The 21,772-nt window shown below is 48.9% G+C and carries 14 protein-coding genes; 7 read left to right on the forward strand and 7 right to left on the reverse strand.

Going from position 1 to position 21,772, the window contains the following annotated elements; translation table 11 throughout:
* Positions 1-141 precede the first annotated feature (141 nt).
* Complete coding sequence (locus KJS63_RS17705; RefSeq protein ID WP_213620324.1) at positions 142-2,799, reverse strand: winged helix-turn-helix domain-containing protein; 2,658 nt, start codon at positions 2,797-2,799, stop codon at positions 142-144.
* A gap of 265 nt (positions 2,800-3,064) precedes the next feature.
* On the opposite strand from KJS63_RS17705, the gene KJS63_RS17710 reads away from it, so the two are divergent.
* The 5 genes from KJS63_RS17710 to KJS63_RS17730 all read left to right on the forward strand — a co-directional run bounded on the left by KJS63_RS17710 (position 3,065) and on the right by KJS63_RS17730 (position 12,035).
* The gene (locus KJS63_RS17710; RefSeq protein WP_213620325.1) at positions 3,065-5,386 is read left to right on the forward strand and encodes a PQQ-dependent sugar dehydrogenase; all 2,322 of its coding nucleotides are present in this window, start codon (positions 3,065-3,067) and stop codon (positions 5,384-5,386) included.
* Positions 5,387-5,596: 210 nt separating this feature from the next.
* Positions 5,597-6,532 (forward strand): AraC family transcriptional regulator, encoded by a 936-nt coding sequence (locus tag KJS63_RS17715; RefSeq protein WP_213620326.1) that lies wholly within the window; start codon positions 5,597-5,599, stop codon positions 6,530-6,532.
* Between the two features lie 127 nt (positions 6,533-6,659).
* Entirely contained in the window at positions 6,660-8,525 is a 1,866-nt protein-coding gene (locus tag KJS63_RS17720; protein WP_213620327.1) for a class I mannose-6-phosphate isomerase, read from the forward strand.
* Positions 8,512-9,522: an ROK family protein gene (locus KJS63_RS17725; RefSeq protein ID WP_213620328.1), complete on the forward strand. Its 1,011-nt coding sequence runs from the start codon at positions 8,512-8,514 to the stop codon at positions 9,520-9,522. The genes KJS63_RS17720 and KJS63_RS17725 overlap by 14 nt, the downstream gene beginning before the upstream one ends.
* 32 nt (positions 9,523-9,554) lie before the next feature.
* On the forward strand, positions 9,555-12,035 hold the full coding sequence (locus KJS63_RS17730; RefSeq protein ID WP_213620329.1) for a glycoside hydrolase family 38 N-terminal domain-containing protein: 2,481 nt from the start codon (positions 9,555-9,557) through the stop codon (positions 12,033-12,035).
* A gap of 309 nt (positions 12,036-12,344) precedes the next feature.
* Here KJS63_RS17730 and KJS63_RS17735 read toward each other — a convergent pair whose 3' ends face one another.
* The 5 genes from KJS63_RS17735 to KJS63_RS17755 form a co-directional block, all read right to left on the reverse strand.
* The gene (locus KJS63_RS17735) at positions 12,345-13,694 is read right to left on the reverse strand and encodes an erythromycin esterase family protein (RefSeq protein WP_213620465.1); all 1,350 of its coding nucleotides are present in this window, start codon (positions 13,692-13,694) and stop codon (positions 12,345-12,347) included.
* Between the two features lie 311 nt (positions 13,695-14,005).
* Positions 14,006-14,653, reverse strand: coding sequence for a FusB/FusC family EF-G-binding protein (locus KJS63_RS17740; protein WP_213620330.1), 648 nt, complete (start codon positions 14,651-14,653; stop codon positions 14,006-14,008).
* Between the two features lie 232 nt (positions 14,654-14,885).
* Positions 14,886-15,431 (reverse strand): AAA family ATPase, encoded by a 546-nt coding sequence (locus tag KJS63_RS17745; protein WP_213620331.1) that lies wholly within the window; start codon positions 15,429-15,431, stop codon positions 14,886-14,888.
* 97 nt (positions 15,432-15,528) lie between these two features.
* Positions 15,529-16,158 carry a DUF2306 domain-containing protein gene (locus tag KJS63_RS17750; RefSeq protein ID WP_068618225.1) on the reverse strand — a complete coding sequence of 210 codons (630 nt, stop codon included), beginning with the start codon at positions 16,156-16,158 and terminating at the stop codon, positions 15,529-15,531.
* A gap of 43 nt (positions 16,159-16,201) precedes the next feature.
* On the reverse strand, positions 16,202-17,245 hold the full coding sequence (locus KJS63_RS17755; RefSeq protein WP_213620332.1) for a DJ-1/PfpI family protein: 1,044 nt from the start codon (positions 17,243-17,245) through the stop codon (positions 16,202-16,204).
* Positions 17,246-17,408: 163 nt separating this feature from the next.
* Between KJS63_RS17755 and KJS63_RS17760 the strand changes: the two genes are divergently transcribed.
* Together KJS63_RS17760 and KJS63_RS17765 are read left to right on the forward strand one after the other, a co-directional pair.
* Entirely contained in the window at positions 17,409-18,095 is a 687-nt protein-coding gene (locus KJS63_RS17760; protein WP_213620333.1) for a response regulator transcription factor, read from the forward strand.
* A 2-nt stretch (positions 18,096-18,097) separates the two neighbouring features.
* Positions 18,098-19,429, forward strand: a complete 1,332-nt coding sequence (locus KJS63_RS17765; RefSeq protein ID WP_213620334.1) for a sensor histidine kinase — start codon at positions 18,098-18,100, stop codon at positions 19,427-19,429.
* A 213-nt stretch (positions 19,430-19,642) separates the two neighbouring features.
* Here the strand turns inward: KJS63_RS17765 and KJS63_RS17770 are convergent, their stop codons facing one another.
* Entirely contained in the window at positions 19,643-21,694 is a 2,052-nt protein-coding gene (locus KJS63_RS17770; protein ID WP_213620335.1) for a LuxR C-terminal-related transcriptional regulator, read from the reverse strand.
* Positions 21,695-21,772 lie beyond the last annotated feature (78 nt).

Here is a 21,772-nt window from a genome sequence, read left to right on the forward strand (position 1 = left end):
CCTTTCTTAGTTCATATTTAAGTTAATTGTTTTCATATACCAAAAAAACCCCCTAAAATTATAGACAAATCCTTAATAAATCTTGATCCAACTTAAGGTTTGTCTATAATTTTAGGAGTATTTCACACCACAACATACCCATCATTCCGTATCGAGCCATCCTGACCGGTATGCCTTTAAAACCGCCTCTTTGCGTTTATTCACTTCCAGCTTGGAGAAAATTCGTTGAATATAAGTATGCACAGTCCCGGTGCTTACCCCCAGCCAACCGGCGATTTCCTTGCTGGTCCATCTTTTCGAAACACCGAGCAGCACTCGCCGCTCCATGTCACTGAGCGGATTGCGGTCCGCAACCGTCTTCTTATCGGTTGGCGCATCTTGAGCCTCAAAAGCGAACAAAATTTGGTCAATATATCGGACCGATACCTGTCTTTCCTCCATTTTGTAAGCTTGCCTAGACTGACGGTAATGTTCCGCTACTTTACGAAGCGCGGCTCCCTCATCGAGATAAGTGCGAAGATGACCCTCTCGTGCCGAAAGTTGAACTGCCTTACCGAAGGTTCTGGCAGCCAAACTGTCTTTGCCCAGTTTACTGTAGAGCAATGCCAGGAGCACATAGGCTTCCAGCTGTTCCATGATTAAGCCTTGCCCGGAAGCAATTTTTAGAATACGTTTCAACAAAGGCCGGGACTCCATATCCTGTGAGTTAAAGATCAGCGCCCGTGCGAGAACTAGCGATACCAGCAGCTCATTAGAAGTGCTGTCTTCCATAAGCGTGCTGGAATAAGAGCTAAGATATCTTAACCCCGCTACCGGATCTCCTGCGGGCGATTGCAGGTGCAGCTTCGTTTCACAAGCATCCAATATAAGAGACCACTCCCGAGCGGCCTTGTCACTCAGACCTGCACGGACTTCACTGAGGATCTGCAGCGCAGACTGCAGCTGCTTTCTGCTGAATGCAATTCGGCTCTGCAGAATCGCGGCGGGAACAATTAATGCATCCGCTCCAAGCTCCTCCCCAATTGAACGGGCAAGAGCGGCCGCTTCCTCCGCTTCTCTCATCCGATTGTGCTCATACATCAGTTCCCCATAACCAATTGCATAATAACCGGTGTTATATGAACGGATATTTGACCAGCGCCTCATAATCGGCTCAAAACAGTGCTCCGCCGGAAGCAGGCGGCCCGTTATCCCTGGGAAACTTCTTAACCGGGAATAATGACGTTGCTGATAATCAATATATGAGAATATTTCATCTTGGGGTGAATAGCCCTGATCCAAATAATCATTTAAGTGGAACACAAGCCCGTGCAAATCCTGTTTAAAAATACACACATAGGCCCGCATCACCTTGATCACCCGCATGGCGTAAGCCCGCTGTGCCTCACTAAGCTCCCCTTGACCGGCAGCAATTTTCCACTCGACCGAATCCAGCTGCTCAAGTGTCCGCTGTGGACCTTGCTCACCTACGGTAAAAAAGAGCGACGACAGATACAGCTTCGGCCGTTTTTGCATCGTTTCTTCGGGAATTTTGGCAAAGAAACGCCGGAGTGTCCAGGCTTCGCGAAGAATAAACTGATTGAACAGGACCTCAAGCAGCCGTCCTGCCTCATCATAGTGGCCTCCCCGCATATAGTGCTCCATGGCTTCCATGGGAAATCCGTTATTCTCCAGCCAAGTTCCCGTTGTCCGTTGAAGGGAGCACCACTGCTGTATATCCTGCTCCTGCAGAAGATTACGAAGTTTCTGAGCAATCAGCGGATGATATCTGTACCATACCTCTGAGCCTTCGCGAATTCGTTGGAATAACAATTTTTCGTTCTCCAAATCGGCCAGCAGTTGCTCCGGATCCGGGCTTTCGGTTAAATCCCTGATTAGTGATTCATTGATGCGTTCAGGCACGACCGTTCGCATGAGAAAAGAGACGGACTCCGGCGCTAACCTGGACATTAACTGGTCCATCATACGCCCGCAAACCGTCATTTTCTTATCTAAAATACTATTTTCCAGGCTCGCTTGAGAAGTTTCCCCCTCTTGCTTCCCGAAGTTTGGAATCGTACTTAACATATGCAGACCAAGTGCCCAGCCCTCTGTCTCTTTCTGCAGTTGGAGTGCCTGCTCCCTGGTAACAGCCGGCCAATTCAGCTTTTGGTAAAGCCTTTTTATTTCTCCCACTGAAAAAGCCAGTTCCGGCCAGCCTATTTTGTAAACCAGTTGTTTGGGCAGCTTGAGAGGAATCTCCGAATGGGTAATTAATATAATATGAAGCTGCTCGGGCAAGCTATAAAGCCAATCTGTCAGCATAAGATGGATTTCCGCGATTTCAATCGTATGATATCCGTCAATCACGAGGATCAATGGCTCTGACAGCTGGGCGCACATGGCGTTTAGCTCTGCCAATGCCCGGGAAGGCTGCTGCACGAAATGCTCGATGAACCGGATCGTCAGGCCCTCGTCAGTTCCGGGCACTGCCTGATCCATGGCAGCAATGACCTGAAGCCAGAACCTGAGCAGATGATTGTCTGCCTCCTCAAGGGTGATATAAGCGAGTGCAGCCGGTGCCTCTTCCTTCCATCCACTGACAAGTGTTGTTTTCCCCGACCCGGGTGGCCCCTCAATGAGAGTAAGCCTTCGCCTCAGCGCCCCCCTCAGCTTCTTATGCAGCCGCTGCCGTTTGACATAGCTTGCGGGAATCGGAGGAATTTCGAATTTTGAAGGGATGATCATGAAATCAAGCCAGTGACGGCGCACATTCTTCTCTTCGCTCTCTACCTCCACTGCTGATGGGTGGTCAATCATAGGATCACTCCCCTTCAAAATTTATTGATTCCAGTCTATCTCATTACGTTCATCCCGTAAAACTTCCAAACTTCTCTAATGAATAAAACTCCTCAAAAAATTAATTTCATCCTTCAGCTTTCGACAGCCTTTTTATTCATATATGGTAAAGTAGAGTTCGAAAGTATAAGCGGTTTAACTTTCACTTTCGGAAAGGAGGGAATTTTGTTCATTGCCAAAGCTCCACCCTTTTGTCGTTCCAAAAAACTTGAAAGGAAGTGTAGCGATGATTACAAGACGCAAAATAATGGCTTTAAGTCTCTGCATCTGTATGCTGCTCACTTTATTTCCTGCGTTAGGCTTTGCCGAAACTGAAGTCCAGACAGAGACTGAAATCCAGACTGAAGCTGAAGAAGCCGTGGTAACAGCAGCCATCCCGAGCCCTTGGAAACAGCAAAATATCGGGTCCCCTACCGTAACAGGCAGCGCCTCCTACGATCCAGCGGCCGATCAATTCACGGTAAGCGGAGCAGGCAAGGACATCTGGGGCAAATCAGACCAGTTCAATTATGTGTATCAGCCTTGGACGGGCGACGGTTCTATTGTAGCCCTAGTCTCTTCTCAGACGAATTCTCACGATTTCGCGAAGGCAGGCATCATGATTAGAGAAACACTGAAGGCGGATTCCAAACATGTCGATTTGCTGTTAACCCCTTCCAACGGATTCACATTCCAATACCGCACTGAGACGGGCGGAACGATGCAAAGTGAGAAAATTGCTTCGACGAGCCCAGCATGGATCAAGCTGGAACGCAAAGGCAACGTCATCAAAGGTTATGTATCCAACAACGGTTTGAACTGGGGAGATTTGGGCAATTTGACGCTTAACATGAATTCCTCGCTCTATGTGGGATTGGCTGTATCCAGCCATAATGAATCTAAGTTAAGCACGGCCACCTTTGACAAGGTGAAAGTCAATGCTTCTGGAGACGTGTTCCCGCCTACCGAACCGACTAACCTACAAGCAACCACTGTAACAGATACCTCAGTCAGCATATCCTGGACCGCTTCTCTGGATGATGTTGGCGTAAAAGACTACGACGTCTATAAAGACAACGAGTTGGCGAAGGCAAATGTAAAAGCTACGACCTACACGTTTACCGGTCTAAAGCCGGATACCACATACAATTTCACGGTCAAGGCCAGAGATACAGCGGGCAATATCTCCAATTCCAGCAGCCCTCTAACCGTGAAAACGACAAACCAAACGGATACACAGGCTCCCACTGCCCCTACAGGATTAACAAGCCCAAGCAAAACGTCCTCCTCCGTTAATCTGAGCTGGACGGCATCCACGGATAACGTCGGTGTCTACGAGTACGACATTTATAGAAACGATACTTTGGCCGGCAGCACAGCCGCCACATCCTTCAATGTGACAGGACTTAAGGCGAATACCACTTACAGTTTCACCGTGAAAGCCAGGGACTTGGCAGGAAACGTGTCCGGGGCAAGCAAAGCATTGTCCGTTAAAACGAACCCCACCTCTTCTGATCCTTATACCCCAGAGGTTGTCGCAAACAACCTAGAAGTGCCATGGGCTATCGATTTCGCACCCGATGGACGTATTTTCTTCACTGAACGCAATAGTGGCAGAGTCCGTGTCGTTGAGAATGGGAAATTGAAATCAACACCCGTCATCACTCTGGGTGATCCTTTCTATTATATGCCTAAGAGCGAGGGCGGACTGCTAGGATTGGCACTTGATCCTAATTTCGCCACCAATCATTATATCTACATCTATCATTCCTACAAAACATCTGACAATAAAGTAGCTAACCGGGTTGTTCGTCTGATTGAAAATAACAACAAAGCGACGATAGACAAGGTTCTTATTACTAATCTTCCGGGTGCGGTCTATCACAATGGCGGCCGTCTGAAAATTGGTCCAGACAAGAAGCTGTACTTTGCTGACGGAAACTACGGAAACAAAGATGACACTTTGTCTTATCTCGGCGGGAAAATATTCCGCTTGAACCTGGATGGCACCATTCCAAACGACAACCCGTTCGGTTCCTCCTCCCCGATCTACAGCCGTGGACATCGGAACCCGCAAGGATTAGCATGGCAGCCTGGAACCAACCGTCTCTTTGAATCAGAGCATGGTGAGGCTTCCAAGGACGAAATTAACTTCATCGAACCGGGCAACAATTATGGTTGGCCTAAATATGAGGGCGGAAACCAGAATCAGCCAGGCATCACGCCTCCTCTCATTTATGCAAGCGGCACAACCTGGGCGCCTTCGGGCATTACCTTTGTGACTCAAGGGCCGTGGGCAGGTGATCTTCTGGTTACTAATTTAAAAGGCAAACAGATCATTCGCATGGCTATTGGAGAGAAGAACGGCAAACCGACAATTAGCAGCAATGATCTCAGTTACTTATATGTGAATAAATACGGCCGGATTCGTGATATCGTTGAAGCACCGGACGGTTCGCTTTACTTCGTGACCAGCAATAATGGCGACAAGAATGGAGACGGAACGCCAGATAAACTGGTTCGATTGGTTCCTAACTTTTCTAACGAATTGGAAGATATAACAGAGTAAATCAGCCAGCGCGCACCGATCCCCCTCGGCGCGCGCTGTTTTAGTTTAAAATCTGAAACTGATTAAACCGGTTTTATTTGATCCCTTGGCTTGATTGGACTATGATCAACAAATAGGCAGCATCGATGCTGTGATATTTCATTTTTCAATCATGTCCCTTAAAATGAGCATCTCGTTTCCTGTATACATACTGAGGAGGAACCTTTTTCTATGCCAACCGACAAACGTGCCTACGTCTCATCATTTAAACGGGCCAACTCGATCTTGAACCGCAGCATAATCCGCGTGGAGAATCCCGAGCTGGGCATACAAATCCACTATTGGGGATTTATGCCCCGCCATTTTGACAATATGGAGCATAAGCATTCTTTCTTTGAGGCGTGTTATGTATTAACTGGATACGGCCACTATCTCGAAGAGGGCATCGAGTTCCCCCTGCAGCCCGGCACCCTGTTTCTCTCCAGACCCGGCATCCAGCACCAGATCAAGAGTACGGAAGGCCTATCTCTATGCTATGTTGCATTTGAACCGGATGAGATCTCAAGCGCCGAATATTATGTCCTTGCTTTCCAGCAGCTCGCCAAACTTGGCAGCCCCGTATTGCAGGAAGAGTTGAATCCCACACCAGGCCTCCTATGGTTGTCTCTGATCTCTCTCTTCCATTCCAATTTGCCCGGAATTCAGTACCCTAATCTAGTTCTGAATAGCATGGCCTTGTCACTTATTTTGTCTATTCTCACCGCGCATGGTCCTGCTTTGAATGCAGACCATTTCGTAGCCGAAACTTACGATGAAGGTCATTTTATGTTCCGTCAGGCTGAGTTGTTTATTAAGGACAATCTGAACGAACCCCTGTCGCTGGAGCGGATTTCAGGGCATCTGCATATCACAACACGCCATTTGACACGTCTCTTCCGTAAGTACGGCCATCAATCGTTCGTACATTATGTGCAAGAACTGCGTGTGCAAAAGGCCAAGCATTTGCTTCTGAATACAAATATGCAAATCAAAGAAGTGGCCGTACTAAGCGGGTTTGAATCCGTACACTACTTCACCCGCGTTTTTACAACCAAACTTGGCGTATCCCCGGCCAGGTTCAGGCGCTCCCAATTTAACGAAGGACGCTCCGATTCCAGCATGTCCTAAACATGTCCTAATCCCCTCATGTCCTGATTGTACAAAAATACTACCTCTTTTTATAAATACGAATCCTCCCTTACCTTCTACAATGAAGTTGTTATCCAACAACCAGTAAGGGAGGATTTACTGTTTCATGACATCTTCAACCACCTTCCAGACACACCCGGTTAACGTTCTGAGTGTCCCGACTGAGCAAAAAATGATCCAGAATGGAATCAGCACCTGGTGTTCACTTGTGATCTCAGGCTATACAGCGAATGCACAGGATCAGGGGATCTTCGTTACACTTGATGGAACCCACGGAGCGGGTTTCGATTCGCTGCTGAACAGGCTTCGGCAGATCTGTGAGGAGAAAGGCATTTCTTTTACCTCTGACCCTACCTCTAACTATCTGAAGCCTGAACAAGACCTGCGTGCTGAAATGGCCCGTTATCTAACCGATAACCGGGCATTCGGATACAAAGCGACCGATGTTCTGCCAGGCCAATACTTTCAAAGCGGTAGCCGGGAAGCCTTGAATAGTAGGGTATCCGGGTACGACAACGGGAAGGGAATTTACGTATTATACGGACCTGGCGCTTCCATGTTGGCGGACAGGGAACCTGATCTGCGATTCTTTGCCGACTTCTCCCGCGAGAATCAGCAGCGGTGTCATGCCCAGGGGATGGGCAGCTTCGGTTTTGGCCGTTCTGAGGATCAGGTGGAAACCTATAAGAACTGCTTGTTCCTCGAATGGCCTGTTTGGGAGACTTACCGACGCAGCTGGTTAGATTACTATGCCGGTCGGCCGGATGTGGAAGCTTTTTATATGGACTTGAACTGTTCGGAGGAGCCGAAATGGCTGCGCCCCTCATCCTTAAAGGAACTGCTCCGTCAGACTGGCCGACAGCCTTTCCGAGTTAAGCCTTTCTTTGCCCCTGGCATCTGGGGTGGACAGTATCTGAAAGAGCTGTGCGGCCTCCCGGAGGAATGGCCGAACTGTGCGTGGAGCTTTGAACCCATCGCACCTGAGAACACGCTTCTGCTCGGCATCCAGGACACCATACTGGAGGTTCCCTTCACATTACTCATGGAAGCTGCTCCAACGGATATCTTGGGGGTACGGAACGTAGAGCTGTTCGGCAGTTACTTCCCGATCCGGTTTGATTATCTGGATACGATGCAAGGTGGCAGACTGTCCCTGCAGGTCCATCCAAGACAGGATTATGTGGAAACCCACTTCAACGAGCACATGACCCAGCAAGAGTCCTATTACATCATGAAGAATGCACCCGGTGCCAAGGTATATCTTGGTTTAAAAGTTGGGGTTACCGGCAAGGATCTCCTCGAAGCCGTGGAGAATGCCCACCGTCATCAAGATCCACTTGAAGTGTCTTCCTATGTTAATGAGTATGACTCTTCCGTCGGTGATCTGTATCTGATCCCTCCGGGTACCGTCCACTGCTCAGGAAAGGACAATCTGGTACTGGAAATTTCCTCAACCACCTGGTGGTTTACGTTCAAAATCTATGACTATTTGCGGCTGGATAAGGATGGCCGTCCAAGACCCATGAACCCCGAACACGCCAGACATAACATTAACGATGCAATGGACACGAGCGCTGCAGCCCAAGGACTCATTGCACGTCCAAGGCTCATAAGCCGCCAAGGTGAGAGCACTGAAGAGCTGTTAGGTCACCGGGAGGATCTACTGTTCCAGGTTCATAGACTAACCCTGTATGGCCCCTGGACATCCGAAACGAACGGGGAATTCATCATGCTAAATCTTGTGGAGGGTGTACGTGTCCGGCTTATCCCTCTCGATGGTCAAGGGCGTGTCTTCGAGTGGGGTTATGCCGAGTCTTTCATTATCCCGGCAAGTGTAGGCCCGTATCGCCTTGAGAATTTGTCCGGCACTCCCTGCACCCTGATTGCTGCCCGTGTTAATCCGGATTGGGAACATCCATTGCTCCCTACACCTCAGGCAGCTGATGTGGAGGCCAGCCATGGATTCCTATAGAGATGGCGCCAAGGAGCCCGGTCTCCATGGCTTCCCTGCTGAGCTTACGCTGGCCCTCGACGCCGGAGGCACGTTCCTAAAAGGAGCAATACTGATGAACGGCCAAGTCGTGCCCGGCTCATTCATCTGCCGGCCCTCGAATTCCCAGGCGTCGGCGGATATTGTGATTAAGGGGATTGCCGCTGTATGCGTGGAACTGCTGGATTATTTTATTACCGCTTCCCGTCCGCTGTGCCCGGAAGACCGGGTTCAGATCGGGTTTGCTTTTCCCGGACCCTTCGATTACAACTCGGGCACAGCACATCTGCAGGGAGTAGGTAAGTACGACAACTTATACCGCTTGTCCGTCCATGACCTGCTCCAAGCGCAATTTAGGCGGCTTCAGATCTCTTCCCCCGGCATCGTGGCCGATTGTCTGGCTTCTGCCGGGATAAAGTTTGGCAATGATGCTGCCATGTTTGGATTGGGCACTTCCCTCCGTTTTCCTGGTCAAAGACTAATATGCATTACCTTGGGTACGGGAGTGGGTTCGGTCTTCGTAGCTGACAAGCAAATGATTACAAGCATGGAAGGGCTGCCGAAGAGTGGAATGCTCTATAACGAGCCTTACGGAGATGATATCGTAGACAACCAGTTCGGAAGAAGAGGCATTCTGCGTATGGCCGCAAGCGAAGGAATCGCTATAGAGAACGCCGATGTAGCTGATCTGGCGGCAGCAGCAGAGCAAGGCAGCGAAGAAGCTTTGCGCTTATTTCATATTTACGGGACCAAACTGGGAGACATGCTGCTTCCCTACGCAGCAGCCTTCAAGCCGGATCATATTGTGCTTGGAGGCCAAATCTCGGCCAGCTTCCCTCTATGGGAAACAAGCTTTCGTCAAGCACTTGGTTCATCCTACGCTCCCACACTTGCGCTGCCGGATGCAATATCGGATGTATTTCGCGGGATTCATATGCTGTTCGGAACGATCCAGACGGACCCGCAGAACAACTTTTAAATTCACCCAATCTAATTGGAGGTTATACATTTATGAGTACAATTACCAAGCAACCACATGCACCTTCCCGTCCCTGGACGATCTATGTTATTCATCATTCACATACAGATATCGGTTACACGGAACGACAGGAGCGAATCGAGCAGTATCATGTGGACTTTATACGCCAGGCGCTCAAGATCTGCAATACTGCACATACACAGGAACATCCGGAATGGAAATCCTTCCGCTGGACATGTGAGACATTCTGGGCTGTAGAGCAGTTCCTGAAGGAAGCTTCTCCTGACGAACAAGAAGCTTTCCAGCAGGCCGTAACCCGGGGACAGATCGAGCTGTCAGGAACGTATCTGAATATGACGGAGCTCCCGGACTTCGATCTTCTCCTTCGGAATCACAGCAAGGCACAGCAGTATGCTTCATCGTTCGGCCACCGGATTGATAGCGCCATGACGGCCGACATCAACGGTTACAGCTGGGGATATGCTTCCAGCCTGCTGCAGAATGACATTGAGCATCTGTTCTCCTGCATACACACCCATCACGGCATGTACCCGCTTGGACGTAAACAAACCCCATTCTGGTGGGAAGCTCCAGACGGCGGACGGCTTCTGGTCTGGAATGGGGAGCATTACATGTTCGGCAATGAGCTTGGCTTCTGTCCGGGCGCACTAGGCAAATACATTATCAAGGATGAGTTCCAGCATAACTTGGTGGAGCCAGAGCACCGTCACAATGAAATTGCTGCCCTGCGGATTAACCGCTACTTATGGAATCTGGAACAGGAGACTTATCCTTATTCCTTCGTTCCGGTTATGATCTCGGGCCTAGGAACCGACAACGCCTCCCCGAATGGGGAGATCGCCGAATGGATCGCCGAGTGGAATGAGCAGCACGGAGACCGGATCACGATTAAGATGGCCACTCTCTCCGAATTTTTCTCTGCATTGAAACAGGAGGACTTGTCCTCCCTGCCGGTTCACCAAGGCGACTGGCCGGACTGGTGGACCGATGGGGTTGCCTCGACAGCGATGCATACCCAAGTGTACCGTGACGCGCAACGGACCCTGCGGAAAGTGAAACGGCTGAACCCGGGTGATGAGGTGGTAGCCCCTGAAGATTTAGATAAAGCGGCCCAGGCATTAACCATGTATGCCGAGCATACTTGGGGCTTCCACTCGTCTGTATATGAGCCTTGGCACCCTCAAGTGCAGATGCTGGAGGTACGCAAGCAAGCTTATGCCGCAGAGGCCAGCACACGAGCTTACCGGGCATTGGACAAAGCTCTCGCTGCCCGTAATGGAGCCCTGCTGGCTCCCGGTCGTCCCCTCCGTTACGAGGTGATTAACACCGAGCCGGCGCAAGCTTCGCTCCAAGTGGCAATCCCACTGGATGGCTGGGAAACAACGATTGTGCAGAAGCCGTTCGAGCTCATCGATGAATCGACGGGAGCATCCTTACCTTACCAGCTGTCACCAGGTCGGCCGCTCATCACAGAGCTCACGCTGGAGCCAGATGAATCACGCATTTTGCACATTCGTCCGCTTCAACGAGCGGATGAACCTTCTCCAATCGTGACAGCCCGCAACAATGAGCCGATCGCTTGCGAAGGAATTAGCGACATTTGGGCCTTACCCGAGGCGTCCTATCCAGTTGTGATCGGGGACACCTCGATTGAATCTGATTTTTTCCGGATCGAATGGGCCTTGAACAAGGGAATTACCTCCTGGACGGATAAGACCCGTTCTTGTGACCTGATGGATGCTGGGCATAAGCACGCCCCATTTACACCAGTATATGAGGTAACTTCGGTTCAAGGCGAACACACCCCGCCTGAGATGTGTGCCGTCCGGTCACGGATGGGCCGCAACCGGAAAGGCAGTCATGTAGAGCGGGACACCGGGCGCTTGGTCCGGGCTAAGGTGCTGGATAACGGTTCACTATATGCACTCTTGGAGCTGACTTTCGAAGTGAAGGGTCTGAGCTATTATGCGATTCATCTCAAAATGTTCGCAAATCAGCCCCGCGTTGAAGTATCCATCCGGCTCCATAAGGATAGCGTCTGGCTTCCCGAGAACTTATATGTTGCTCTACCTTTCTCCATGGGACCGCAAGCCGAGCTCTACGTGGAAAAGGCAGGCTGCTTCCTCCGGCCATGGAAAGACCAGATTCCTGGCAGCTGCCTTGATTACACCTGTGCTCAAGAAGGGGTATTCTGGCACTCGCCTTCAGACCGGGAAGCGCTCCTGGTGTCGATGACCGACACCCCGCTGGTACAGCTAGGTCCAATGGAACACGGACCACGCAAGCTTCATGGAATGCAAGCCGAAGGCTCCCGTCCTCTCCCTTATGCGTGGCTTCTGACGAACTATTGGGAAACCAACTTCAAAGCGACTTTAGGTGGCTTTTATGAATTCCACTATGCGGTGGAGCGCCGATCTCAAGTTGATCCTGCGGAGGGCGCCAATGCTTTACATGCCTCAACGGGTCAATTTACAGTGCATCGCATCAAGTGAATGGGTAGGAGAGTTCGCTGATGCTGCTTAAGAGACGAGCAACCTGCGGCCAAGCACTAGCGCTCGCCTTTGGTTTTGGATTTCATCCCCTTGAAAGTATTTCAAGAAATCCAAAACGAACAGTGATGCGGAAGGAGAAAACCGAGGAGTTACAGTGCTGCTTGACAGGTCTCGTTCATAGCAGTGATGGGGACTGGCGTTCGTTCCCGGAGCCTTTCGACATAAATCGCCCCCCTAAACCAAATCAAGGGCCGTCCTTTGGGACGGCCTCCTATTTGAACTCAAGATTTAGCACTCAACAAGTACGCTTTATTTAATATGGGAAGGACTCGTTTTACGAATGTGAAAAATAATATCGAACTGCTCTTTCAAGGACGCATCATAATAGAGGTCATCCTTCGAAAAAACTTGCGCTCCTGCACTCAGGATCTTCCGCTTCTCTTGAACCCACCGTTTGGTCCTTCCGCTAAGATGCCGCAAATCGAGTAAATATTTATCATATGATACTTTTCCAAGTGTATAATTGAAGCTGTTCACATTCTTCGGAATTTCATAGGTTGACAGCTTTCCCTTTCCGGTGTTTGGGTCATACTCACGATATAAGGTGAACTTGCCCTCTGAAGTCGTGCTTCCCATGATGACATATTGATCACCTAAGCGCTCTTTCAGCATCTTACCCGCCACATAAGGATATAACTTCTTATCCACAATCCCTTTGGCAACGTGGGTATTATGACCCGAGAAGATCGTCTTCCCGCCTAAGGCCTTCTGAGCCCATATGACATTATCTGCCAGGTACTGCTCGTGCAGCTTGATGAGGCCCGTGTAATCATTTGGAGTCGTCATGGCTGTAAAGTTCTCAATCACTCTTGCTGTTGCTTTCACCCAAACAAGCTCGGATGTATTGCTCTCTGCACTCCCTTGCTTGGTCACGTCATCAAGCAGCTTCACCACCTTCTTCGCTTGCTCGTTAAAGCTCTTTCTCTCCTCAGGTGTAAGCTTCACATAACCCTGCAAGTTTCCACTTGCCTTGGCCAGCTCTGTATAGTTGATCTTCACTTCATCCAACACTTCAGGGTGATGCTGCTTAACATAGTTAATCACTTTATTAAAGACCGTTTCATCCAACGCTTTTAGATCAAGCCCGACAAACTGAATCTTTTTCTTGTTTGCAGGATTAGCATTATAATCTTTCATCCACTTTAACATAGCTACATGTTCATCTGTCGGATATAGAAGTCTCAATAGTTTCCTCGGGTCTCCTTTTCCAGTTTGGATGTATTCATTAACCTTTAAGCCAACCCCCCAATCCTCTTCCAGCCCAAAATTCGTAAAACCCATTTCTGTAACCAAGTATTTTACAATACGAAATTTCATGTTAAAAATCTCTGAGCTTCCATGTGTGCTTTCCCCTAGTCCAACATATCGGGCGCTGCCGATCATATTCTTAAGCGGCTTTAGATCATCAAGTGACCTTGCAGGGTCGGTGGTTTTAAATGGCTTCGCCTGTGAAGCAATAGATTGGATAAGGTTCTGCTGGACCGATTTAGATGAGCTGCTAGCTCCCACCGGCTGGATGCCCCCTTCCTGTGTAAATCCTCCAATTAGTAGAGAAGCGCTAACCATAGCGGCCACTCCAATGTGCAACGTTTTGTTCATCATGTTCACCTCAACGATAGATTTAAGCGACATTCATCCTCATGCACACACTCACTAATGTGTCATGAGTCATTCGCCTGATCACCATTGTCACTCAGCATCCGTCATGTCACCTAGTTATAAATCGTCATAAAGCAGAAATTGACAGAACATCACGCGAAAGCAATTACATTTCATCACTATCAAAAATGACAGTCTCACGGAGTAATGACCCTAGCCAACACGCTAAAAAAACTCAAGCTCTTTCTAGGCATTCTGTCCACAAAAAAACAGCCTCCATCCGGCAGACCGGACAAAGGCTGTTTGGTTAGTTATTTGCGAACTGTGTTAATGAATTTCTCCAATGCTGTAGTATCCGTAATGGACTGATTGCATTCTTGGTTATCCATACATACATAATGGCCAATGGCAGCAATATTGTCTGGCGAAGCAATAGCAGGTTTGGTTCTGACTGTGAAGAATGCAAGCTCATGATGCCGATTGCAGAACAAGCAGTACCCTTTTTTGTGGGTTGGTGTGATTCTTCCCTCTATCCCAACGAACTTCCCATCCATTGGATAAACAATGAACAGCTTGTTTGCCGCAATATCGACACAGCTCAAATACGTAAGAAAGCGGAAGTCGATGGATTGCAAGTCAGGCACCTTCAGCTTTTTATGTTTAGGGAATAACTTCTGAATCTGCTTCAGCGTAATCGGCGGAAATGGATCCAAATAAGGTTCTAACGCGTTAAGGTAACTCTGGAAATCGTATGCCGTCTCGAAGGTGGATATTTGCTCCAGCATCTGCCGCTGATCCGCTGTTAAATACGGAAAAGCTTCAACAATGTTCGCCGCAGCGGTAAACCTTACAGTTTCCAAAACGCGTTGGTCCGCAACGCTTCGCAGTGTTTTCTGAAGAAATTCCGCTTGGTTCTTAATCGTATTAAATTGATGGTTTCTAATAAATGGTGTTTTCATAGCTTTCAGCCCCTTATTTTTCTTAAATGAATATAAGGTGCAAAGCCTGTTATTAGAAACGATAATGTAAAGTTTGGGCGATCGAATCTAGCCTATCGCACCTCACGCAAAGTATCGCCCCTGATCAGGCTTTGCATGAGGCCTTCCTAGCAAATGAGCAATTCATCGTTGCCATAAATAATACCCCCTATCCACAACATGGGAAAAGTATACCAAGAATTAGCAGGTGGCGCTAGTCTTGGATTAATGCCTCAGTCTGTAACCTTATAATAATTTCGTCAACCGTTTGCTCTGGGGTCAGTTCCGATGAGTCCAGCCATAAACCGACCTTAGGTGTCTCATCTCGTAACACACGATCTAGCTGTTCAACGCTCCACAACCCATATCCCTTCTTTGAACGGGCCGCTTCTCTTAAGGAGACCGCCTTCGTATCTGGGCAAAGCACCACAACATATACAGGGCGGCTTCTGATATAAGATAAGAAATCATTCAGCACAGTTCCGACAACGACATCCTGGACTACAACAGTAAAGCCTGCTCGGGCATACTCCTCCGCACAATGTGCAGCTAGCCGATATCGCAGCCTGAGCTGGTCTAGCTCTTCATTCCCTGCATCCGGGTTCACTTCTTTACGGTTGTTCACAATCATTCTCCGAAAGATATCCCCCCGCAAATGCACCGATTCCTCAAATCGTTCGGAGAGCAGCTGGGCTACTGTAGATTTTCCACTAGCCATAATTCCTGTAACCAAAATAATGCCCGGATCCTCCGTCAGCATGATATGCCATCCCCTCCTTCTCTTCTACTTTTTATTGTAAAGTAACAAGAAAAAGTTGTAAGGGAAAATTCAGCTTAAATGGATGAATACCATTCGGTTATGAGCGCATGCCTATAGCTCGGATAATAACATTAGGTATGAATAACAGCAGTACAATGGAGCTGTACACACCAATGATATAACTGGTCGCATAGACAAGGCCGAAGCCCTGGTGGAATAGAAAGGTGATCAGATGAATCAGCATATTCGTAAAACAGAAGGCATAACTTCGGATCATCCAATTCCGGTGCCGGTTGATTTGCTTTTTCTTGATTTGTACAAGAGCCACAATAGTCATTACCGGCCAAATGATATTAAGCACGTTGAACCCCATGCTGCTTATTTTTCCACCCGTGGCGTAGGGTGCCATATAACCTGATGTCACAACTACAACAAGCACGGACACGAAGTATATGTAGCCGTTGACGCGATGCAGCTTGCGGCTTGCCGCAAAAAACCGATTCGAAAAATTCAGCAGTCCCGACGCCATAGCTATACAGGCAAACGCAACATGCACATACATCACGTTTAACCAGACCGGGAGATGAAGTGCGCGCTTAAGTCCTGTTTTATGGCTTAAAAAGTCCGTGGCACCAGGATCAACAATATAATTAGTTATCAAGGCATATAAGATAAACAAAATACTAACTCCGGCTAATAGGCCGTATAGTGTTTTACGTATATTCATAAAGTCTTGAACCTCCACAGCGGCGTATTATTGCAATTACTCATTAAGGTGAGAATACCCGCTTTCCTATTAATTTGGATGCTGGAAGCAATCCGGCTTTGACGATTCCGGTCATTTCATCTCCGAGCGCAGCAACTTCGAATTTTAAATTGATGCGCATAGGTTTTGTAATTTTCAAGGACCAGGTAAGCTTGCTGCCCTGATATGCCGGGTTAATCAACTGAAGGGTCTCCTCCCCTTGTGTGGCCTTACCCTCGATCATTCCATTTGTTGTTGATATCGATAGCTTAACATGCATTTTCCCCACTGGTGTAGAGATTGTCGTGTCCCAGTCTCCGTCAAAGACTGATTCCTGAGCAGGTGCGCCACGCAAGAGATCGTTATTCCCCACGGCGATACTGATGTTCCCCGTCTTATCCGTTTCATCACCGGTCGATTTCACAGCCCATGGGATTGCTCCGACCTCCCTCCAAACCGTTCCTCTTCGTTCATACTCAAACAACTGCTCTACCGCGTGTGCGATCCTTGGACCAAGCTCACGTTCCACCAAATACAGAGCCACATCGAGTCCCGAGGTGACGCCGCCGCCAGTAACAAGGTTCCCGTCGTCAACTACCCGTGCGGATACAGGAACAGCTCCGGTGGCTCCCAGAAAATCCATACCCAGATGATTTGTTACCGCCGGCCGGCCTTCCAGGAGTCCTCCCATGGCCAGCAGCAGTGAACCGCCGCACACTGTGGCAACCAGGGTATCTTTGTGTCCGAGCGCCTGTCCAACCAGATGAGTCAGCTCCGTATTCATAGCCTTGACTAGAATTGCCGGAACCGAGCTGGGGCCATCCCCCTCTACGTCACCGGACGCGCCAGGCACAATAATGATCCCTCCTTGATCTGGACTCAGTGTACCGCTTGCATCAATTTTCAACCCGTTAATACCGCTTGCCACGGACCTAGGTCCTTCAGCGGTGACAAGTTCTACGTTTACCGGTTCTTTACTATACAAAGACGCGGCGCAAAAGACTTCATAAGGTGCAAAAGCATCCAGCAAATCGAAGCCATCAAACAGCACAACTTGAACCTTCATCATAACTATACCTCCTATCGTATTCGCTTGGGAAATCATAACAAATGAGTATCTCAAACAAGGGTATAAAAAAGTCACAAAACTATAAACAACTCATTACAAAATCGAGAGTACGATAGTTCTGGCCGCAAAAAATGATACACTGAAAGGCAGAGGTGGGATATACATGAATTTGGCAAATACGATACTTGTAGTCGATGATGACCAGAGTATTGTCGAACTATTAAAAGACTTTTTGGAAAATGAGCAATTTCGCGTGATCACGGCTTGCGACACCACTCAAGCCTTGTCCCTGTTTCAGCAGAATACGATCCACTGTATTGTTCTTGATATCATGATGCCGGGACAGGATGGTTTTGAGTTGTGCCGCAGGATTCGGGCAGAGAGCAGCGTTCCTATTCTGTTCTTAAGTGCGCGCAGCGATGATGTGGACAAGATTCGGGGGCTTACCATTGGCGGGGATGATTATATCGTCAAAACAGCCTCACCCGGGGAAATCGTTGCTAGAGTAAAGGCGGTACTACGCCGCTCCCCTACCCAGCAGCCTATGGACGGCAGAGTGATCGACTATGGACGCATCAAGATAAACCTTTCTACAAGAGAGGTTCTGGTAGACGGAGCACTCGTAGCCCTAACCCCAAGGGAATATGACCTGCTCCGGTTGTTTGCAGAACACCCGCGGCATGTCTTCTCATATGAACAATTGCTCGCTAAATTCTGGGATGGGATTGGCGATAGGCACACGATCAGGGTTCATCTCAGCCGGCTGCGGGAGAAAATCGAATCCGATCCGAATCAGCCGCAATATTTAATCAATATCTGGGGCATTGGCTATCGCTTCGATGGAGGATAAAGATGAGAACTCTCCGCATTCGTTCCTTCATGATACTGTGCTTAGTAGTTATACTTTTCCTGCCGTGGATTTTCTTCATTACAGCTCATTTTATGGAAACAAACACATTGAACTTCACCAAAAACCAGCCGCGAGACGAGAAGCTCCAAAGACAATTGGCGGACGTTATTCATCAGATCGAAGCGGGATCAGATCAATGGATGGATTCCAAGTGGCAAAGCCAACTGCATAAAGAGCTGCAGCTGGCGAGAATGGATGCGGTTATTCTAAATGCATCAGATCAGGAGATATATTCCTCTAACCCGGACCGCAAGAATGCATCACTGTCAACCGAACGGTTCTCCATCCTGGAGGATGGCCACGTCATCGGCAAGGTCATCATTTACCTTCCAAATGTGGATTCCAGACAGGTTCAGGTCATTTCAGCGTTTCTTGGACTGCTGCTGGCCTTCCTGATTATTGGTATTGGCATGCGGAGGCTTCTGCTTAAGCCTCTGGAAAAGATGAGTCTGGGAGCTAGGCAAATTGCCGTGGGGGATTGGAGTGTGCAATTACCGCTATCCAGGATCACCGAAATCAAGGAAGTGCGGGATGGGTATGAAGTCATGGTGAACGGGCTTCAACAGGCTTATCAGAAGCAAACCGAATTAGAAGCAGAACGCAAATTCGTCATTGCAGCTGTTGCGCATGATTTGAGGACTCCGTTATTCGCTTTACGAGGATACTTGGATGGCCTGGAGCAAGGGATTGCCCAATCACCGGACAAAATAGCAAAGTATGTGGCGGTATGTAAGGAGAAATCAACGCAATTGGATCGGCTTGTAGAGGAGCTTTTTACCTTCACAAAAATGGAGTATTTGGAGACCAAACTAAACAGCACCGCCGTTAATTTAAATCTTATTCTCAGAAAATCAATGGACAGCCTGGCCCCGCTGGCTCAGCACAAAAGCATCCCCGTCTCGATTCACTCTGCGGGTGACTGCACCATTAACGGTGACGCCCACTTAGTAGAGCGTGCGATGAACAATCTTTTGGATAATGCCGTCAGACATACACCTGCTCACGGTAAAATAACAATTGAGTGTTCTCAAGATGGGAACCATGTAAAGTTCTCGATACGTGATTCTGGGCCGGGGTTCTCTTCAGAAGAGCTGGAGCGGGTGTTTGAGCCCTTATATCGTGGTGAGGTATCGAGGAACCGGTCAACCGGAGGTAGCGGATTAGGATTAACGATTTCCCAAAAAATCATTCGTCGTCACGGGGGTGAACTCACCGCACATAATCATCCAGACGGTGGAGCGCTGTTAGCGGGTTGGTTTCCTGTGAACGATTAGGACTTAGGCTTCCTGCCCTTGTTCTAACCGGAACAGTCTATTACAGATCAAAAGGCATAAATACTCAATGCCAGATTACTATTTATAAAAGAGAAACCCGCCATCTTGGTTCGGGTTTCTCCTTTTAAGTTTTTGGATTCCTATAGGCTGTTATAATCTGGACGAGTACCATCTGTGATCCTAGATATTCACACTGCTGCAAAGGAGCTTCTTTTATTTTTTACGGGTCACACCCGGGTCTACCCGCAATTTCAACAGTTCGGCTGCAAGCTGCGTCCGGTTCTTTAGACCTGTCTTTTGCAGCATGGCGTTTAAATGCTTTTTGACAGCCGCTTCGCTAACAAACAAAGAGCCGGCAATTTCCTTATTCGTGAATCCTCGGGCAATTTGTTCAGCAACTTCAAGCTCCCTAGGAGTCAACCGGCTTAGCAGAGACTCATCCACTTGATGCTGAGGCATACGATAGTGTTGCTGCGCAGAGTCATTTCCCGCTCTAAAGCGAGCCACCTTTTTTAAAAATGACTCCAACTTCCTCCCACGGGTATCCAATTGGTAAGCCGAAGCCTGAATGCCAGTGCTGTAGATATATGGCTTCTCTATGCCGATTACGGGTTCAAAGCCCATACTGATATGAGAATCCTCGAAAAAGGGCAGTGCCGGAGGGCAAGCGGCAAGACATACCCCCGATAAAACATGTTCCATGATCAGATTAACGCTGTCCGAACGCAAATCACGGCTTTCCGGATTCAGAACGTCCACGGCAAAGATAAATTTGAATGACTCGTTGTCCCGAAGGATGTGCTCCTTCGGCAACAAACGGAAAAACGGGGCCGACAGAGGGTTTCGCAGTAAATAGGCTAGTGTATCGGCTCGGACAGATAGCATCACCGCCAGCCCGAGAACATCGCCGTCCGGCCCCCGCAGCAGGCGGAATGAATCAAGTCCAAATGCGGCCAATTCGGCCGAGTTCCATCCCGATAGCCGCAGCAGGCTCTCTTCTGCTGTCAACTTATAATGGAACCACTCATCGTTGTCTGGATTTGCGCATACGATTCGGGCCGTCTTGGCTGCTACCTTCCGCCGTTCGATATATTTCTCCATCTCCGGTAGGGTCTGCTGCGTCACCGGCTCCCAATAATTCGCGGAGCTGCGATTGTACCGGAAATGCGCACGCAGGATCGGATGGCCCGAATGGCTGATTAATTCGTATATATCCGCAGCAGCACTCGTTCCTCCCGTTAATTTGGAATGAATCCGACCGTTAAGAACCGCTGCCAGTCGATCAAGGTACAGGGTGAACGTATCCGGCTGCCGTTCACGGAAAGTCTGCCGGGCAGCATCCCTGACAAGGTCATGCAGCTGCCAGCCTCTCGCAGAGCTACCGACAAAAGATAACTTGGTCAATCGTTCGAATACTCCATCCGGCAGCTCTGTATCCACCATTCGCTGCAGCATCTCAAGATCGAAGCTCCGGGGAATGGATGCCGCATATACCAAGGATCGTAGTATTTCGTCAGGCACCTCCTCAAGCCAATACTGCAGAAGCTCCGCGAGTGTTTCCCGCTTATGGCTGTCGCGGAATTGACCGCCCCCCGCGTTAACAGCAAGCAGCGATAAAGAAAGCGGATGTCCTGATGAGAGCAGCCACAGCTGATCAATCAACGGCTCGTCCGTAACCCCCTGCTGACGGAGATAGGCTCTTGCCTCCTCATACTGCAATTCTGCCAGTGGAAGAGAAATGATCAGTCTTCTCCAAATAGGAGACAGCTTCCAAGGGCCGCCGAGGGGGTATCTCCCTGCAATAACGATCAGCAGGTCGGAGCGGAGACCTGGAAGAAAAGTTTCACGGAGCCATGGATCCATGCTTCCGGCTTCCTCGTATTGATCCAGTGCCAGGACTACCTTTTTCCCCTCTGTACTGCGATTAAGCTGCTCCAGAACGTGACCAGCAAGATCGGTCCCCCTTGGGCTTTTCCCATTGTCCCAACCGAGCTTGGACGCCAAGTCCTCTATAAAAAGACTCGGGTTGCCCATATAATCCCGCATGTCCATCAGCATAAACCTGGCCCCTGATGTCCCAGCCAGATGGCCAAAACGCGCGAGCAGCGTTGTTTTGCCAATGCCGCCCGTACCATGCACATTTAATATGTGTGCCTTCCCTTCATTCCCGGCTTCCAGCATCCTGTCAAAATACTGGCACTCAAATACTCTTCCCGTGAATTCCTCGGCCCCAAGCCTGATCATTACATCTCTTATCGTCTCCATGTTGGGTTCGCTCCCGGTTAAATTCTTAGCCAAAAGTATACTATCAAAGTAACAGGATGGATAGTATTCCCTTCCGCT

This window comes from Paenibacillus sp. J22TS3, from assembly GCF_018403205.1.
GTDB classification, from domain to species: domain Bacteria; phylum Bacillota; class Bacilli; order Paenibacillales; family Paenibacillaceae; genus Fontibacillus; species Fontibacillus tuaregi.

Bases quoted from the DNA above. Each gene is read 5' to 3' on its own strand.
- KJS63_RS17705 (WP_213620324.1), bottom strand. From the start codon at position 2,799: ATGATTGACCACCCATCAGCAGTGGAGGTAGAGAGCGAAGAGAAGAAT.
- KJS63_RS17710 (WP_213620325.1), top strand. From the start codon at position 3,065: ATGATTACAAGACGCAAAATAATGGCTTTAAGTCTCTGCATCTGTATG.
- KJS63_RS17715 (WP_213620326.1), top strand. From the start codon at position 5,597: ATGCCAACCGACAAACGTGCCTACGTCTCATCATTTAAACGGGCCAAC.
- KJS63_RS17720 (WP_213620327.1), top strand. From the start codon at position 6,660: ATGACATCTTCAACCACCTTCCAGACACACCCGGTTAACGTTCTGAGT.
- KJS63_RS17725 (WP_213620328.1), top strand. From the start codon at position 8,512: ATGGATTCCTATAGAGATGGCGCCAAGGAGCCCGGTCTCCATGGCTTC.
- KJS63_RS17730 (WP_213620329.1), top strand. From the start codon at position 9,555: ATGAGTACAATTACCAAGCAACCACATGCACCTTCCCGTCCCTGGACG.
- KJS63_RS17735 (WP_213620465.1), bottom strand. From the start codon at position 13,694: ATGAACAAAACGTTGCACATTGGAGTGGCCGCTATGGTTAGCGCTTCT.
- KJS63_RS17740 (WP_213620330.1), bottom strand. From the start codon at position 14,653: ATGAAAACACCATTTATTAGAAACCATCAATTTAATACGATTAAGAAC.
- KJS63_RS17745 (WP_213620331.1), bottom strand. From the start codon at position 15,431: ATGCTGACGGAGGATCCGGGCATTATTTTGGTTACAGGAATTATGGCT.
- KJS63_RS17750 (WP_068618225.1), bottom strand. From the start codon at position 16,158: ATGAATATACGTAAAACACTATACGGCCTATTAGCCGGAGTTAGTATT.
- KJS63_RS17755 (WP_213620332.1), bottom strand. From the start codon at position 17,245: ATGATGAAGGTTCAAGTTGTGCTGTTTGATGGCTTCGATTTGCTGGAT.
- KJS63_RS17760 (WP_213620333.1), top strand. From the start codon at position 17,409: ATGAATTTGGCAAATACGATACTTGTAGTCGATGATGACCAGAGTATT.
- KJS63_RS17765 (WP_213620334.1), top strand. From the start codon at position 18,098: ATGAGAACTCTCCGCATTCGTTCCTTCATGATACTGTGCTTAGTAGTT.
- KJS63_RS17770 (WP_213620335.1), bottom strand. From the start codon at position 21,694: ATGGAGACGATAAGAGATGTAATGATCAGGCTTGGGGCCGAGGAATTC.